At 62.9% G+C, this 16389-nt stretch carries 15 protein-coding genes; 10 read left to right on the plus strand and 5 right to left on the minus strand.

What is annotated here, in order from left to right; translation table 11 throughout:
* Positions 1-49 precede the first annotated feature (49 nt).
* Together AOG28_RS03150 and AOG28_RS03155 are read right to left on the minus strand one after the other, a co-directional pair.
* Positions 50-1303: a ribonucleotide-diphosphate reductase subunit beta gene (locus AOG28_RS03150; protein WP_054555289.1), complete on the minus strand. Its 1254-nt coding sequence runs from the start codon at positions 1301-1303 to the stop codon at positions 50-52.
* 277 nt (positions 1304-1580) lie between these two features.
* Positions 1581-4481, minus strand: a complete 2901-nt coding sequence (locus AOG28_RS03155) for a ribonucleoside-diphosphate reductase subunit alpha (RefSeq protein WP_054555290.1) — start codon at positions 4479-4481, stop codon at positions 1581-1583.
* A 599-nt stretch (positions 4482-5080) separates the two neighbouring features.
* Here AOG28_RS03155 and AOG28_RS03160 point away from each other — a divergent pair.
* The 4 genes from AOG28_RS03160 to AOG28_RS03175 all read left to right on the plus strand — a co-directional run bounded on the left by AOG28_RS03160 (position 5081) and on the right by AOG28_RS03175 (position 8351).
* Positions 5081-5791 carry a response regulator gene (locus AOG28_RS03160; RefSeq protein WP_043334706.1) on the plus strand — a complete coding sequence of 237 codons (711 nt, stop codon included), beginning with the start codon at positions 5081-5083 and terminating at the stop codon, positions 5789-5791.
* Between the two features lie 3 nt (positions 5792-5794).
* Positions 5795-7456, plus strand: coding sequence for an ATP-binding protein (locus tag AOG28_RS03165; protein WP_054555291.1), 1662 nt, complete (start codon positions 5795-5797; stop codon positions 7454-7456).
* 24 nt (positions 7457-7480) lie between these two features.
* Positions 7481-7930, plus strand: coding sequence for a lipocalin-like domain-containing protein (locus AOG28_RS03170; RefSeq protein ID WP_054555292.1), 450 nt, complete (start codon positions 7481-7483; stop codon positions 7928-7930).
* A gap of 214 nt (positions 7931-8144) precedes the next feature.
* Positions 8145-8351, plus strand: coding sequence for a cold-shock protein (locus AOG28_RS03175; RefSeq protein WP_043333698.1), 207 nt, complete (start codon positions 8145-8147; stop codon positions 8349-8351).
* Between the two features lie 239 nt (positions 8352-8590).
* Here AOG28_RS03175 and AOG28_RS03180 read toward each other — a convergent pair whose 3' ends face one another.
* Positions 8591-9502 (minus strand): LysR family transcriptional regulator, encoded by a 912-nt coding sequence (locus tag AOG28_RS03180; RefSeq protein ID WP_054555293.1) that lies wholly within the window; start codon positions 9500-9502, stop codon positions 8591-8593.
* Between the two features lie 639 nt (positions 9503-10141).
* On the opposite strand from AOG28_RS03180, the gene AOG28_RS03185 reads away from it, so the two are divergent.
* On the plus strand, positions 10142-11122 hold the full coding sequence (locus tag AOG28_RS03185; RefSeq protein ID WP_160317847.1) for an MliC family protein: 981 nt from the start codon (positions 10142-10144) through the stop codon (positions 11120-11122).
* A 153-nt stretch (positions 11123-11275) separates the two neighbouring features.
* On the plus strand, positions 11276-11905 hold the full coding sequence (locus AOG28_RS03190; protein WP_152965316.1) for an FMN-dependent NADH-azoreductase: 630 nt from the start codon (positions 11276-11278) through the stop codon (positions 11903-11905).
* Between the two features lie 110 nt (positions 11906-12015).
* Here AOG28_RS03190 and AOG28_RS03195 read toward each other — a convergent pair whose 3' ends face one another.
* Positions 12016-12642 (minus strand): IMPACT family protein, encoded by a 627-nt coding sequence (locus AOG28_RS03195; protein ID WP_054555296.1) that lies wholly within the window; start codon positions 12640-12642, stop codon positions 12016-12018.
* Between the two features lie 26 nt (positions 12643-12668).
* Positions 12669-13145 carry a LexA family protein gene (locus tag AOG28_RS03200; RefSeq protein ID WP_043333703.1) on the minus strand — a complete coding sequence of 159 codons (477 nt, stop codon included), beginning with the start codon at positions 13143-13145 and terminating at the stop codon, positions 12669-12671.
* A 475-nt stretch (positions 13146-13620) separates the two neighbouring features.
* Here AOG28_RS03200 and ccmA point away from each other — a divergent pair, with 475 nt between their 5' ends.
* The 4 genes from ccmA to ccmD all read left to right on the plus strand — a co-directional run bounded on the left by ccmA (position 13621) and on the right by ccmD (position 16315).
* Complete coding sequence (ccmA, locus tag AOG28_RS03205; protein ID WP_082388192.1) at positions 13621-14400, plus strand: cytochrome c biogenesis heme-transporting ATPase CcmA; 780 nt, start codon at positions 13621-13623, stop codon at positions 14398-14400.
* Positions 14397-15119: a heme exporter protein CcmB gene (gene ccmB, locus AOG28_RS03210; RefSeq protein ID WP_054555297.1), complete on the plus strand. Its 723-nt coding sequence runs from the start codon at positions 14397-14399 to the stop codon at positions 15117-15119. The genes ccmA and ccmB overlap by 4 nt, the downstream gene beginning before the upstream one ends.
* 165 nt (positions 15120-15284) lie before the next feature.
* A complete protein-coding gene (locus tag AOG28_RS03215) occupies positions 15285-16052 on the plus strand; it encodes a heme ABC transporter permease (protein WP_054555426.1) in 768 nt (255 codons plus the stop codon).
* A complete protein-coding gene (ccmD, locus tag AOG28_RS03220; protein ID WP_235506928.1) occupies positions 16049-16315 on the plus strand; it encodes a heme exporter protein CcmD in 267 nt (88 codons plus the stop codon). The genes AOG28_RS03215 and ccmD overlap by 4 nt, the downstream gene beginning before the upstream one ends.
* Positions 16316-16389: the final 74 nt, after the last annotated feature.

Here is a 16389-nt window from a genome sequence, read left to right on the forward strand (position 1 = left end):
GGCGTTTTTTTTGGCCTCCACAAAAGCAAGTGAAGGCCAATACTTCACATCAATCCCAGCTCAGGGCACCGCCGACCTGATATTCGGTGACGCGCGTCTCGAAGAAGTTCTTCTCCTTGCGCAGGTCGATGATCTCGGACATCCACGGGAACGGGTTCTTGGCGCCCGGGAACTGCTCCTTGAGGCCCAGCTGCGCGAGGCGACGGTTGCAGATGAAGTGGAGGTATTCCTCCATGATGGCCGCGTTCATGCCCAGCACGCCGCGCGGCATGGTGTCACGCGCGTATTCGATCTCGAGCTGGGTGCCTTCCAGAATCATCTGGGTGACTTCGTCCTGGAATTCGGCGGTCCACAGGTGCGGGTTCTCGACCTTGATCTGGTTGATCACGTCGATGCCGAAGTTCAGGTGCATGGACTCGTCACGCAGGATGTACTGGAACTGCTCGGCGACGCCGGTCATCTTGTTGCGACGACCCATGGACAGGATCTGGGAGAAGCCGCAGTAGAAGAAGATGCCTTCGGTGACGGCGTAGAAGCCGATCAGGTTGCGCAGGAATTCCTGGTCCGCTTCCGGTGTACCGGTGTGGAAGTCGGCACGCGCCAGCGCCTGGGTGTGCTTGAGGCTCCAGGCGGACTTGCGCGCCACGGAGTCCACTTCACGGTACATGTTGAAGACTTCGCCTTCGTCCATGCCCAGTGACTCGATGCAGTACTGGTAGGCGTGGGTGTGGATCGCCTCTTCGAAGGCCTGGCGCAGCAGGTACTGGCGGCACTCCGGGTTGGTGATGTTCTTGTAGACGGCCAGCACCAGGTTGTTGGCGACCAGCGAGTCGGCAGTGGAGAAGTAGCCCAGCGAGCGCATCACGATCAGACGCTCGTCTTCGGTCAGGCCGTCCTGGCTCTTCCACAACGCGATGTCCGCGTTCATGTTCACTTCCTGCGGCATCCAGTGGTTCGCGGAGCCGTCGAGGTACTTCTGCCATGCCCAGTCGTACTTGAAGGGCACCAGCTGGTTGACGTCGGCGCGCGCATTGATCATGCGCTTCTCGTCGACCTGAATGCGCTGGGCACCCATTTCCAGTTCTTCCAGACCCTTGGCCACGTCGAGATCGTCCAGCGCCTGCTGGGCGCGGGCGATGCGCTCGGCATCGCTGATCGCGTAGCCTTCGCTGTTCTCGTTCGCGACGACAGCGTCAGCCGCCGGGGCAGCCGCGGGAGCTTCGGCCTGCGGCGCCGGTTTGGCCGTCGCCGGCTTCTCGGCAGCGGGGGCTTCGTCTTCGTGGAAATCGTCCCAGTTCAACATGTTGCGTTCCTCGTGTTCGGTGATGGTCACGCGGGCAGTCAGCGTGACGAAAAGGCAGGGGCGGTGCGTTCTACGACGCGAGCGCCATCGAGTGGCGTGGCTCCCACAGGGAGTCAGGCCCGGGCTTGTTTCGAGGGAATGTCAGGAGGCAGTGATTGTTGGTGGCGGCACAAGACCGAGCGGGGCTCGGTCTTGTAGGTTTGCCGCAGTCCGCCTGCAAGGTGTGTCCTGGCAGGCGGTGAGTCAGCGTCAGCGGACTCGGGTCTGGCGCAATCGCTTACTGACAGGCCTCACAGCCCAACTCATCGATGTTGCTGGCGGAGGGGGCACGCTGGCCGCTCTTGCCCTGCAGGAAGTCTTCGATGCCGCGCGGTTCCGGCTTGGCTTCCGGTGCCGGGGTCGGCGCAGGAGCAGGTGCCGGAGTCGGTGCATTGCCGACGGCGTTGTGCTTGCTGCGATCGACGGTGGATTTCTCCACGGCGGTCGCACCCAGAGCACGGAGGTAATAGGTGGTCTTGAGGCCACGGAACCATGCCATGCGGTAGGTCACGTCCAGCTTCTTGCCGGACACGCCCTGGATGTACAGGTTCAGGGACTGGGCCTGATCGATCCACTTCTGACGACGCGAGGCGGCTTCGACGATCCACTTCGGCTCGACTTCGAAGGCGTTGGCGTACAGCGCCTTGAGGTCTTCCGGGATGCGCTCGATCGGCTGCACGCTGCCGTCGTAGTACTTGAGGTCGTTGATCATGACCTCGTCCCACAGGCCGCGCGCCTTGAGGTCGTTGACCATGTAGGCGTTGACCACGGTGAACTCGCCAGACAGGTTCGATTTGACGAACAGGTTCTGGTAGGTCGGTTCGATGGACTGCGAGACACCACAGATGTTGGAGATCGTCGCGGTCGGCGCGATCGCCATCACGTTGGAGTTGCGCATGCCCTGGGTGCGGACCTTCTCGCGGATGTAGTCCCAGTCCTGAGTCTGGCTTTCGTCCATCTCGATGTAGTCGGCGCCACGCTCGGTCTTGAGCTTCTCGATGGAATCGATCGGCAGGATGCCCTGGCTCCACAGCGAACCGTCGAAGCTTTCGTAACGACCACGCTCGGCGGCCAGATCACTGGAAGCTTCGATGGCGTGATAGCTGACGAGTTCCATGGATTCGTCGGCGAAGGTCACGGCTTCTTCGGAGGCATAGGCGATGGACTGCGCGTAGAGCGCATCCTGGAAGCCCATGATACCGAGGCCGACCGGGCGGTGACGCATGTTGGAGCGACGCGCCTGCGGTACGGCGTAGTAGTTGATGTCGATGACATTGTCGAGCATGCGCACGGCGGTACGCACCGACTTCTTGAGCTTGTCGCCATCCAGCTTGCCGTCGATGACGTGCTGCGCCAGGTTGATCGAGCCCAGGTTGCAGACCGCGATCTCGTCCTCGGAGGTGTTGAGGGTGATCTCGGTGCACAGGTTGGACGAGTGCACGACACCGGCGTGCTGCTGCGGGCTGCGCAGGTTGCACGGGTCCTTGAAGGTGATCCACGGGTGGCCGGTCTCGAACAGCATGGAGAGCATCTTGCGCCACAGATCACGCGCCTTGACGCGCTTGAACAGCTTCAGCTGGCCCTGACGGGTCATCTCCTCGTACTGCTCGTAACGCGCCTGGAAGGCCGCGCCGTACAGGTCGTGGAGGTCCGGGCAGTCGGACGGCGAGAACAGGGTCCACTCGGTGTCATCGAAGACACGCTTCATGAAGAGATCCGGCACCCAGTTGGCGGTGTTCATGTCGTGGGTACGACGACGGTCATCACCGGTGTTCTTGCGCAGGTCGAGGAATTCCTCGACGTCCATGTGCCAGGTTTCCAGATAGGCACAGACGGCGCCCTTGCGCTTGCCACCCTGATTGACGGCAACGGCGGTGTCGTTGACGACCTTCAGGAAGGGCACGACGCCCTGGGACTTGCCGTTGGTGCCCTTGATGTAGGAGCCCAGCGCACGCACCGGCGTCCAGTCATTGCCGAGACCACCCGCCCACTTGGAGAGCATGGCGTTGTCGCGGATGGCGCCGTAGATGCCGTCGAGGGCGTCCGGCACGGTGGTCAGGTAGCAGCTGGACAGCTGGCTGCGACGGGTGCCGGCGTTGAACAGCGTCGGCGTGGAAGCCATGTAGTCGAAGCTGGACAGCAGCTCGTAGAACTCGATGGCACGGCCTTCGCGGTCTTCCTCGTTCAGGGACAGGCCCATGGCGACACGCATGAACATGACCTGCGGCAGCTCATAGCGCACGTCGTTCTGGTGCAGGAAGTAGCGGTCGTACAGGGTCTGCAGGCCGAGGTAGGTGAACTGGTTGTCACGCGTGTGATCGATGGCCGCGCCGAGACGCTCCAGATCGAAGGTGGCCAGTTGCTCGTCCAGCTGCTCGAAGGCGATACCGCTCTCGATGTAGGCCTTGAAGGCGACCGGGTAGTGGTCCTTCATCTCGCCGAAGGTGGCCTCATCAGCGACCTTGAGGAAGCTCAGGGCTTCGCGGCGCAGGTTGTCCTGCAGCAGGCGGGCGGTGACGTAGGTGTAGTTCGGGTCCTTCTCGACCAGCGTACGCGCGGTCATCATCAGCGCGGTGGACACGCCATCGACCGGCACGCCGTCGTACAGATTCTTCAGGGAGTCATCGACGATCTTCTGGGCATCGACGTTGGAAAGCTCGGCGCAGGCATCGAAGACGAGGGTCTCGATACGGCCCAGATCCAGCGGACGCACGCTGCCGTCGAGGTGCGTGACGTTGATGGTCGGGTGCGGCTTGGCGATCCCTTCGCTTTGGGCGCTGCGGGCACGAGCATGCTCATCGCGGTACAGCACATAGGCACGGGCGACCTTGTGCTCGCCGGAACGCATCAGCGCCAGCTCGACCTGATCCTGGATGTCTTCGATGTGCAGGGTGCCACCGTCAGGCATACGACGCTGGAAGGCGTCGGTGATCTGGCTGGTCAGCTGCTGAACCAGGTCGCGGATGCGCGAGCTGGACTCGACCTGATCGCCTTCCACGGCGATGAACGCCTTGGAGAGAGCGACGGAGATCTTGCTGGCGTCGAAGGCCGCAACATCGCCATTGCGCTTGATGACGCGCAGGCGCTGGGGGGCAGTCACGTCGACTGTCGCCTGATCGGTGCTGAAAGTGGAATCCATGACGCCTTCCTGAATCGTCTGAAGGTGAATCGTTGCCCGTTAGGGCTCGAGGGCAATTCGTATCGGGGCGCAGGCTGGAAATTCCTGCCTGCGCCCGGGGATATTCTGTCGTCGTCAGCCTTGTCGTCGAGAAACTCGATCAGGCTCAGGCGGGGCAATCGGCGCCCGGGCTGAGCCTGATAGCGTTCATGAGACACGGTTCCAGCAGCCTTGCGTGACTGCCTTCCCATACGCTTATTCATGCTTTCGGGGCTTGACAATCGTCGCCATGATCTATGGGTGTCGACGTCGCCAAAACCCTACATATGGGGTGTGAGCTGATTTTGGACACAAGATAGTGTTGTTTGGTGGGGCGTGCAAGTGGATAACTTGTGGGTAAGGTGTGGTTGAAAATCCGGCCTTGTCGCTGGGGGATGTCAAGAGTTCAGGTGTTAAATTTTCTGCGCTCCGTCAATGCAGATGGTGCCTGCGCTGCTGGCGCGTAAACGCCCAAATTGGCGTATCATTCGTGACAAATCACCCTGAAAAGGTTACGACGTGGCACAGGAAAGTAACTGCTTGTGAGCTGCTGGCCACGTTGACCCAACGATGCGGATGGAATGCCCTTGGATACCAATGCGCAAGAACATGTATTGATTGTTGAGGATGACGAGCGTCTGGCGACACTGACGCGCGAATACCTCGAAGCCAACAACTTCCGCGTGAGCGTCGAGAATGACGGCGCGCGGGCGGTGGACCTGATCATCAGTCTGCGCCCCGACATCGTGATTCTGGACCTGATGCTGCCGGGCGAGGATGGTCTGTCCATCTGTCGTCGCGTGCGGCCTCAGTTCGCCGGGCCGATCCTGATGCTGACGGCGCGTACCGATGACATGGATCAGGTGCTGGGTCTGGAGATGGGCGCCGACGATTACGTGCCCAAGCCGGTGCAGCCGCGTGTATTGCTTGCACGCATGCGGGCCTTGCTGCGTCGCGCCGATGGCCCCGAAGTGGCCGCCGGTGAGACGCGCCTGGTGTTCAATGATCTCGAGATCGACAACGCCACCCGTGAGGCATGGTTGGCGCGCGAGCGCATCGAACTGACCAGTGCCGAGTTCGACCTGCTGTGGCTACTGTCCTCGAACGCGGGACGCGTGCTGACGCGCGAGGAAATCTTCTCTGCGCTGCGCGGCATCAAGTACGACGGCCAGGACCGCTCCATCGATGTGCGTGTCTCGCGCATCCGCCCCAAGATTGGCGATGACCCCAATCATCCTGAGCGGATCAAGACGGTGCGCAGTAAGGGATACCTGTTCGTCAAGGACCTCTAGAAGATGCGCCGGGCTCTCTCCGACAGCATCTTCCTGCGTGTCTATGTCGCCTTGCTGGTGGCATTGGTGCTCACGCTGGGCATCGCGCTGGGCGGCTTTCAGCTGACCAACATGGTCCGGCTGGAGGCCTACCAGACGCGTCTGGGCGCAGCGCCGATGCGCCTGCTGGTGAGCCAGATCGCGGCCACGCCGGAGGCTGAGCGCGGGGCCTTCCTCAATCGGACCGCCCGCCTGCTGGATGGGCGGTTGTTGCTGGCACCGGCGGCGGTCTTTGACCTCAGCTGGTGGGAGCAGCGCCGCCTTGAGGCCGGGCGGCCGCTGGTGCGGCCACATGATGACGCCGGCTGGCAGCTGCTGATGGCGGTGCCCGGCGAAGAGAGAGTGCTGGAATTCCGGTTGCTGCATCTCGCGGAGCGGCAGTTGCGCGGGTTGATGGTGTCGCTGCATGACACCCTGCAGCCCATGAATGCCGAGCAGCGCAGCGACTTGCTGGCCCAGCTGCAGCAGGCCTCCGGTCTGTCCTTCGCGCTGCTGCCGGACATTCCGCAGAATCTCGATGCGCAGCAGGCCAGTCGCCTGGAGGCCGGTCGGGTGGTGCTCAACGTGGCCAGTCACGGTCAGGCGATGGCGCTCTATGCTCGACTGGGTGACCGCGCCATGCTCAAGGTCGGGCCCATTCGCGGCTTCGAGACGACACCGCCGGCCTTGATCATTGCCATGATACTGGCGGTCATCAGTCTGCTGGGCGGCGTCATCTATCTGGTGGTGCGTTCACTGGAGGCGCGCCTGACGCGTCTGGAAAAGGCCGCGACCCGCATCGCGGGCGGCTATCTCGATACGCGGGTGCGCATCGAGTCCAATGACTTTCTCGGGCGTCTCGGTATGGCCTTCAATGGCATGGCCGAGCGGGTGCAGGGGTTGCTGGGCGCGCAGCAGGACATGATTCGGGCGGTCTCGCATGAATTGCGCACGCCGGTGGCGCGTATCCGCTTCGCGCTGCAGATGATCGAGGACATGGTCGATGATGATTTCGTCCAGCGTCAGATAAAGGGCGCAGACGGCGACATCGAGGAACTCGACAAGCTGATCGACGAGATCCTGACCTACGCACGCCTCAACAATGCCGCCGGTATCCAGCTGGATCTCGGCATGGTGGATTGCCGCGAGATCGCGGAGCAGGTCTGCGAGACGCTGGCGCCGCTGCATCCTGAATTGCTGCTGAGTATCGAGGGCGAGGCGCTGGAGGTCGAGGCCGAGGCACGCTATCTGCAGCGGGCGCTGCAGAATCTGGTCTCCAATGCCTGCCGTCACGCGGACTCCCGTGTGCTGGTGCGCATCACCAGTGACCCGCAGGTGGTCAGGCTCGATGTCGAGGACGATGGCCCCGGCATCAATGAGGAAGATCGCAAGAAGGTTTTCAAGCCCTTCGCGCGCCTGGATGATTCGCGTACGCGTGCCTCCGGCGGCTACGGGCTGGGGCTCTCCATCGTGCAGAAGATCCTGCATTCCCACGGCGGCAGCGTGGTGGTGGACAAGGGCAGGTCGCTCAAGGGCGCGCGCTTCAGCCTGTTGCTGCCACTGACCTCCAGCCAGCTGGAACGCAAGGCGCCTGTGCCCTTGCCGCCGGTCAAGCCGCCGTCACTCCAGGACGAGCACGCCACCTGATCACGACCGTTTGAGGAATCGGCCATGCGGCAATCTTCCTTGTCACTGCATCCTGACTTGATCGGCGCATGGCGGCTCGAGCGTTTCTGGTATGCCTGGCCGGATGGACGCGAGCTGGAGCCGCTGGGCGAGTGCAAGGGACAGCTGCATTACATGGCCAATGGCTATATGAGCGTGCAGCTGGTGTCCTGTGAGCGTCAGCCTCTGGGGATGGCGCCGACGGATGATCAGCTGGTCGCCGCCTTTCGTGAGGGCTTTGCCTACTGTGGGCGCTGGCAGTGGGACAGTGAGCGGGAGGAGGTCTGCCATCATCTGTCGCTGGCCACGATCGCCGATTGGGATGAGGTCACCCTTGTTCGGCGCGTCACGCTCGAGGGAGACCGCCTGCTGCTGGGGACCGATGCGCCGAATCTGCAGCTGCCCGAAGGGGGATTTCTGACCTGGCTGGAGTGGCATCGCTTGGCGACTGTGTGAAGTGATTGTCGAAAAGGCTTGACGTGATCATGGGTTAGCGTGCAATGTAGCCCCTGTTGGATAGCAAGACGCACCACTCAGTCGCCTGTGCTGCTCGGTAAATCGCCTTGAGCGCCCCGAGAAGCCTCGCTGATTTGATGCATGGTTTTGCTTTGCCCACGCTCTTCGGGTAATGCCCGTTATTTCAAACATGCTAATCAGAGAGGAATTTCTCATGGCTACAGGTACAGTTAAGTGGTTCAACGACGCTAAAGGTTTTGGTTTCATCGCTCCGGCTGACGGTGGTGACGATCTGTTCGTTCACTTCTCCGAAGTCCAGGCTGATGGCTTCAAGACTCTGCAGGACGGCCAGCAGGTCTCCTTCGACGTGACCCAGGGCCAGAAAGGCCTGCAGGCAGCCAACGTCAAGGCTATCGACTGATCATCACTCATTGCGGAATGCTTTCCGCTTGAGATGATAGATGTCAAGAACCGCCCCAGCTCATGCTGGGGCGGTTCTGTTTGTGCTGAAGAAAAAGTCTTGGACGCAAGCCGTAGTGATATGGCGCGAACAAGCAGTGATCAGCATATGCACGAAAGCCCCACCACTCGATGCCTTGCGGCCTGTCGAGTGATGGGGCTTTCGTGTATCCATTCTTCGTAAGCGCTGAGGCCCGGGTATCAGGCAGGCTTCACGCCACTCAGCACCTCGAATGATGTCTCACGGGCGGTACGCAGGAAGTCGTCCATCCACGGCGTGCCGAGCAGATCTTCTCTGACGGCGGCGTAGAGTGTCGCCCAGACACCGTCGCCTAGCGACAGGCCGCGCACGTAATCGCGCGTCAGATACTCGGCCAGCGCCCAGTTGGGGAGCGCCGTGACGCCGCGGCCGCTGGCGACCAGCTGCATCATCATCACCGTCATCTCGGCGCTGCGGATCTCGCGCGGGCTCACGTTGGCCGGTTCGAGGAACTGGGTGAAGACGTCCAGGCGATCATGCTCGACTGGATAGATGATCAAGGTCTCGTCACATAGGTCCTGCGGCTCCACATGGCCCTTGATGGCCAGTGCATGCTGGCGTGCCACGGCCAGCATGACCTCATAGCGGAACAGCGGAATGTACTGGATGCCGGTCATCTCCACCGGGTTGGCGGTGATGACCAGGTCCAGCTGCTCGCGGCCCAATGCCTGCAGGGGAGCGAAGCTGTGGCCCGAGGGGATATCGACTTCAATCTCCGGCCAGTGATCGCGGAAGCGATCCACCGTCGGCATCAGCCACTGAAAACAGCTATGGCACTCGATGGCCATGTGCAGCCGGCCCTGCTCGCTACCCGCCATGCGAGCAATGTCTCGCTCAGCCATGCGGAACTGCGGCAGTACCTGCTCTGCCAGCGACAACAGGCGCTGTCCGGCGCGGGTGAACTCCACGGGGCGCGTCTTGCGGATGAACAGCGGCGCGCCCAGTCGCTCCTCGAGGTCCTTCAGCTGATGGGACAGGGCGGACTGGGTAAGGTGGACACGCTCCGCGGCTTCGACCAGCGAGCCAGCATCACGCAGGGCCAGCAGGGTACGCAGATGGCGCAATTCAAGCATGATGAATGGTGCTCATGTTGAGAGGTTGAGAGAGATACATTGTGAACGGCAAGTTGAGACAGGTCAGTTGAGACAGGTCAGTTGAGACAGGCAAGCCGAGAACGTTAAGTCGAGAACGATAAGTTGAAAGTCCTGGCGCAAGCCGCGCGCGGGTCAATCACTCCCGCGTGACTGGATCAGTGGGAGAGTGGCAGCGGGATTTTCTCCCCGCCAAGCCACCATCGTGACGCGCGGCTGCCCGAGGGCGCTCATGACACTGTCTCATATTCATGGCGTTTCGCGTATCACTCGGGGCGGCGGAACACGAAGGGCGCCGGAGTCAGGCGCCAGGAGGGTGTCATGCAAGGCCGGCAGGGCACGCGCCTTGTACCCTCAGTGCATTCCCATCCCCACAAGCCCCACTGCGCTTGATAGACTTTGGCAGGGTGCGCCAGGAAAGCCGCCGTCTCCGCCTTGAAGTCCAGCCATGCCGCAGTGTCTCATCATCAGAGTCCTGCGCTGCATCTTGTCGTCCGACATGCCCAGGGAGGGTTCATCATGTCACGTCACTGCTGTCGTCTTTTTGCCATTTCCCGTGTGTTGCCCCATAGGTGGGCCGCGAGCCTCACGCCAGGGATGATCGCTGTCGGTAGAGCGGGCTTGCGCCTGTCGCCTCTGGCGGTGCCCATGCTGCTGGCCGGATGTACCTCCCTGCCGTGGAGTCAGGATGCCGCGTCAGGGACGGATGCTGGCCAGCCGCCGCTCAAGGTGCCGGCTCCCGCACAGGACCCGGGCCCCGTGGTGCATGAGGTGGCAAAGAAACCTGCGCCGCCCAGTGCGGAATCGCTGGGCAAGGCCGCTGCCGTGACCTTGCCCTCCAATTTTCTGCCACCGCCCCGGGCGAGTGAGTATCAGGTGTGGCGCTGCACCCCGGCGCAGGATCTGCTGATGGCCTTCAGCGAAGGCGACTCCGAGGCGTCGCATGACTGGTTGCGCCTGTGGTCGCGGCGGCATGCCTATACCCTGGAGCGGGTCGTCAGTGCCTCGGGCGAGCGCTATCAGGCCAATGCCGGTGCATCGCCGGCCGAGAAGGCGTCTGGTGATGTGAAGGCGCTGCCCGGTGAAGAGGGGCTGGAGGTGTGGTTCAAGGGTTCCGAGGCGATGCTGCAGAATGCCCGTGGCAATCTGGAATGTGTGCAGGATGATCGGCGCGTGATTCATCCGACGACGCAGAAGCCGCTGTTGGTGGCGCAGGGCAACGAGCCCGGCTGGCAGGTCAGTCTCGACAGCGAGCACAACCTGCTGACGCTGACGGCCATGCAGGGCTTGCTCGAGTTGCCGCACGAGGCGCAGGCATCCGAGCGCTCTGCAGAGGCGGAGGCTGGTGCTCGCTCGTCAGGTGTCCAGGTGGTGAAGCTGCCTTATCGGGTCGCCCGTGAGGCAAACGATAGCCGTGTGCTCAAGGCGCAACTCCCGGCTGACGGCAAGCAGGGCGAGCCATTGCAGCTGGTGGTCGCGCCGGGCGCCTGCTTCGATTCCATGCAGGGCGCGCCCTATCCACTGACGGCGACCTTGACGATTGCGGGGCAGGAATTGAAGGGCTGTGGTGAGGCGTTCCGTTATCAGTCAGCGGTCGAATAAAAGGCTGGCTGGATTTAATATTCGCTTTTTTCGAATGATATGGGCGATTTAAGTCGCTTTTCGTGTGGAATGGTTCATTTATCATGCTGTCCATGCGGATCGGGTCGAATACCGTCGACAGGATCGCGCCTCACTTTCATGGAGACCCTCCACATGTCAAAAGCTTCGCTCAATGTCCTGCTGGTGTCTGCTTCCCTGTTCGCCGACAAGGGCAATTCACGTGCGCTGGCCTCATCCTTCGTCAGTGCGCTCGAGGCCTCCGGGCAGCCATTTCAGCTGACGCATCATGATCTGGTCGAGCGTGACCTGCCGCATCTCGATGGCGCGGAAATGCAGGCCTGGATGACGCCGGCGGATGAGCGTAGCGCCGAGCAACGCAAGCTCGCCGCACTGTCCGATGGCTTTCTGGCCGAGCTGAGAGCGACAGACCTGCTGGTCGTTGCGGCACCGCTCTACAATCTGGGCTTGCCGACGCAGATGAAGGCGTGGTTCGACCGGGTGCTGCGTGCCGGAGAGACCTTCCGCTATACCGAGAAAGGGCCGGTGGGCCTGCTGGAAGGCAAGCAGGCGCTGGTACTGGCGGCGCGTGGCGGCATGTACGCGGGCACTGAAATGGACTCCCAGACACCACATCTGAAATCCATGCTCGGGCTGATGGGCATCACGGATCAGCACTTCGTGTATGCCGAAGGCCTCAGCATGGGCGATGAGTCCAGGGCCGCCTCGCTGGCCGAGGCCAAGGCAGCCATCGCCAATCAGGTGGAAGCCCTGCAGTTCCGCTGAGAGAAGTGAAAACACGAACGCCATCGCCGCCCCTTGTCCGGGCGGCGATGGCGTTCGTGTTTGTGGAGAACCAAAGGGAGGCGCTGGCGTCGGTCAGTCGCTGGTGCAGATCAGTCGCGGGAGTCGAGCACTTCCAGCGCTCCCTTGAGGCGCGCATGCAGTTCTTCCAGCGGCGGCTGGGTGCCGCCTTGCGGCCAGCCCGCCGTCAACACCACGCCATCGGCACCATATTCGCTGGCATCCACCGGCACATCGTAGCCGCTCAACCAGTGGCGAACATCGGCCTCATGGGCGAAGCCGACTTTCAGACGCCTGGGCGTGCGCGGCGTGAAGGTCGTGGTGGGCAGGTGCTCGAGCGCCTCGAGCACCGCGCGGCTGTATGCCCGCGCCAGGCCGCCGGTGCCCAGCTTGATGCCGCCGAAGTAGCGGATCACCACGCAGGCCACCTGGCCGACGCCACTGCCTTCGAGCACCTGATACATCGGCCTGCCAGCAGTGCCGCCCGGCTCGCCATCATCGGAGAAGCCGATGGCATTCTGCTCATTGGGTGCCCCGGCGATGAACGCCGTGCAGTGATGGCGTGCGTTGGGGTGGGCGAGATGCGCCTGAGCCAGCAGCCGCGTCATGCCTTCTGGCGTCGGGGCATGGGCCAGCCAGGCGATGAAGCGGCTCTTCTCGATCTCGATGCTGTGTTCATGGTGCGCCTCGGGCGCCAGTGCCGGTATCAGATAGGTCATGGCACCATCTTACCAAAGCGCCGCCCTCAGTGAGTGACGGCATTGCCGCGCACCACGCCCATGACCATGCCCAGCACTTCGATATCGGCATTCTTGAGATAGATGGGGGCCATGCTGTCGTTGGCCGGTTGCAGGCGCACGCCGGTTTTCTCGATATACAGCTTCTTCAGTGTCACTTCCTGCTGGTTGATCATCACCACGGCGGTCTCGCCGTTCTCGGCGCTTTCGCTGCGTTCGATGATGATGATGTCGCCATCATGGATATTGCAGTTGATCATCGAATGGCCGCGCACGCGCAGGGCGTAGGTATTGCGGCGCACCATGCGCGTCGGCACGGCAACCGTACCGCAGTCGGCGATGGCTTCGATGGGCATGCCGGCGGTGATGTTGCCGAGCAGCGGGATATCCATCATGTCGCTGGCGGTGATTTCCTGCCAGGCCTGGTCATTGAGCGGCAGGTTGTGAAGACGCTGAAGGTAGTGCGGAGCGTGAAGACGTGACATGAGCTATCCCCTGATGCCGTGCGGTCGGCGCGGATGGTGCGTCGGCCTGCGGTGCAGCGTGGAGGGTCGTCAGGCTGAGTTCATCTGTCGCCTGCTAGGCTCCGCGAACATGCTGACAACGCGTTGAGCCGACCCGATCAGTCTGTGCCTGCACTCGGCAGGCGTGTGATGAAGGTACTGTATGGATACTGTTTTTGTATACAGTGTCTGCATCATAGCAAGCTCTCGCGAAGTGGCAAGAGGTGAGCGGATCGACCAGCGCCAATCCAGCGAAAGTGTGTCGTATGAATGTGCACCACATGTCGCTGATATATTTCTCGGGTGCTTGACTGCCCGTCATGGCGGGGCTGCGAGGCCAGGCGATCGGCTGCTCGGTGGTCAGTGTCGACCTCAGCTCGTAGAATGGCTCGCAGTGACCCCACGGGGTCTGCCCTTGATGTCGCACTCCGCGACGGCTCAGCCGCGAGAATCCGGGATGCCCAGTCAGCCTGCCAGCGATGAAGTCTGTAGCGCGCCGCCTCTGTTGGCGGTCGTGGCGCTCGGCTGTGAGCGTGATGAGCGCTGGCTGTTCGAGGGGCTGGATCTTTCGCTGCATGCGGGAGAGATCCTGCAGGTCGTGGGCCCCAATGGCAGTGGCAAGACCACCCTGCTCAAGATTCTGTCCGGGCAGTTCCATGACTACGAGGGCGAGGTGCTGTGGCGCGGCCAGCCCACCTCGCGGGTGCGTGACGACTTTCTGGGCTCACTGCTCTATCTGGGTCACCAGCCCGGCATCAAGGGCACCCTGACCGCATTGGAAAACCTTGCCTGGTATCAGGCGCTTGGCGGTCAACCGCAGGCGAAGTCAGAAGCCCGCAGCGAGCTTGCCTGGGCGGCGCTGGATGCCGTGGGGCTGGCCGGTTTCGAGGATGTGCCTGCCCAGCAGCTGTCCGCCGGTCAGCAGCGACGTATCGCGCTGGCGCGGCTGCATCTGACGCCACGCCGGCTGTGGGTGCTCGATGAGCCCTTCACCGCCATCGATCGCGACGGCGTTCAGGCGCTGGAAGCATTGCTGCTGGCTCACGCCCAGCGTGGGGGCAGCGTGGTGATGACGACTCATCATCGCTTCTCGCAGGCCTCGCGCTTGCGCCGCCTGTGCCTGGGCGCGAAGGAAAGGGTGAAGGCCGAACAGGGATCAGAGCAGGGGCTAGAACAGGGTTCAGAGCAGGGCGTGGGCGGGAAAGACACAGCCTCGACACAAGGCGCCTCGGCATGAACCATGAGCTGCTGACGGCATTGCCCGAGGCCCCGCCCATCAGCTCGCTGGCCGGTGCCTTCAAGGCGACCCTCGCGCGCGATCTGCGTCAGGCGCTGCGCCGACGCAGTGAGCTGATCAATCCTCTGGTGTTCTTCGCCCTGGTGATCACGCTGTTTCCGTTGGGCATCTCCCCGGACAAGGCGCTGCTGGCGACGCTGGCACCGGGCCTGCTGTGGGTGGCGGCATTGCTGGCGACGCTGCTGTCACTGGACGGTCTGTTCCGGCAGGATCTGGAGGACGGCAGCCTCGAGCAACTGTTGCTGACGCCGCAGCCATTGCCGTTGCTGGTGCTGGCCAAGGTGGCGGGCCACTGGCTGCTGACCGGCCTGCCGCTGGCGCTGATGGCACCCTTGCTGGGCGTGATGCTGGGGCTGCCGAGCGGCGCCTTTGGCGTGTTGATCGCCTCGCTGGCGCTGGGCAGCATGAGCCTGTCATTGATCGGCGCGATCGGTGCGGCGCTCACGGTGGGGCTGCGGCGCGGCGGAGTGCTGCTCTCGCTGATCATCCTGCCGCTGTACATTCCGGTGCTGATCTTCGGCGCCGGCGCCGTACAGAGCGCCGTCAACGGCATGCCCAGCCTGGCCCATCTGGCCATTCTGGGCGCGATGCTGGCGCTGGCCCTGCTGCTGGCACCGCTCGCCATCGCCGCCGGACTCAGGCTGAGCATCAATGGCTAGCCCGATCAAGAACTGCATGACGCTGCCCGAGCATTCTCGGGCATTCGCAAGGCTCTTCATTGCCCCTGACAAGAGGCCCGTGTGACCGCCGACTCCGACTCTCCTCAAGCGCCTGCCCGCAAGGTTCGCCCCCGCAAGGGCGGGCTATGGCCGTGGCTGCATCGCATGGGCGCACCGGCGACCTTCTTCGCGGCCAGCCAGCGCTGGCTGCCATGGTTCTGGGCCCTGGCCATCATCGCGCTGGTGGCCGGCAGTGTCTGGGGGCTGGCCTTCGCGCCCGCCGACTACCAGCAGGGCAACAGCTTCCGCATCATCTATGTGCATGTGCCGGCGGCGATTCTCGCCCAGTCGTGCTTCATGCTGCTGGCGGTGTGCGCGCTCATCTTCCTGGTGTGGAAGATCAAGCTGGCGGACATGGTCGCCACGGCCGCCGCGCCCGTCGGTGCGCTGATGACGGCGCTGGCGCTGTTTTCCGGCTCGGTGTGGGGCATCCCCACCTGGGGCACCTGGTGGATCTGGGATGCCCGGCTGACCTCGATGCTGATCCAGCTGTTCCTGTATCTGGGCGTGATCGTGCTGCGTGGCTCCTTCGCCAGCCGTGACAGCGGTTCGCGCGCGGCCTCGATCCTGGCGCTGGTCGGCATGGTCAACATCCCGATCATCAAGTATTCGGTGGACTGGTGGAGCACACTGCATCAACCGGCCACCTTCACGCTCAGCGAAGCGCCGCCGATGCCGGCCAGCATGTGGATCCCCTTGCTGATGATGGTGATCGGCTTCTACGCCCTGTTCGGCGCGCTGGTGCTGATGCGCACGCGGGTCGAGGTGCTGAGGCGCGAGAGTCGCAAGCAATGGGTGCGTGATCTGCTGAGTCCGTCTTCGCGTGCGCGCCCCGATGCTGCGGTGGTCGCGTCAGAAGGGGACAAGCCATGAATCTGCCGAGCATCGCCTTCTCGAGTGTCAGCGAGTTCTTCGCCATGGGCGGCCATGCGCTGTATGTGTGGTCGGCCTGGGGGCTGACGGCGGCGTGTCTGGTGGGGCTGGTGATCGCCACGCGGTTGTCGCGTCGCGCGCTGGAGGCGGATATCCGTCGCCGCCTGCGCCGTGACGCTTCCCGTCATTCTTCGCACCCTGCTTCACACCGCGCTTCGCATCGTTCGTCACATCAGGCTTCGCGCCACACCTCTCGTGATTGAACCTGTTTTCTCCCTCCCGCGGCGGTTGTCCCGCTGACCGCGAGAGGCTTGACCGTCCCTTGCCCTGATCGAGC

The sequence above is a fragment of the Cobetia sp. UCD-24C genome, from assembly GCF_001306765.1.
GTDB lineage: Bacteria > Pseudomonadota > Gammaproteobacteria > Pseudomonadales > Halomonadaceae > Cobetia > Cobetia amphilecti.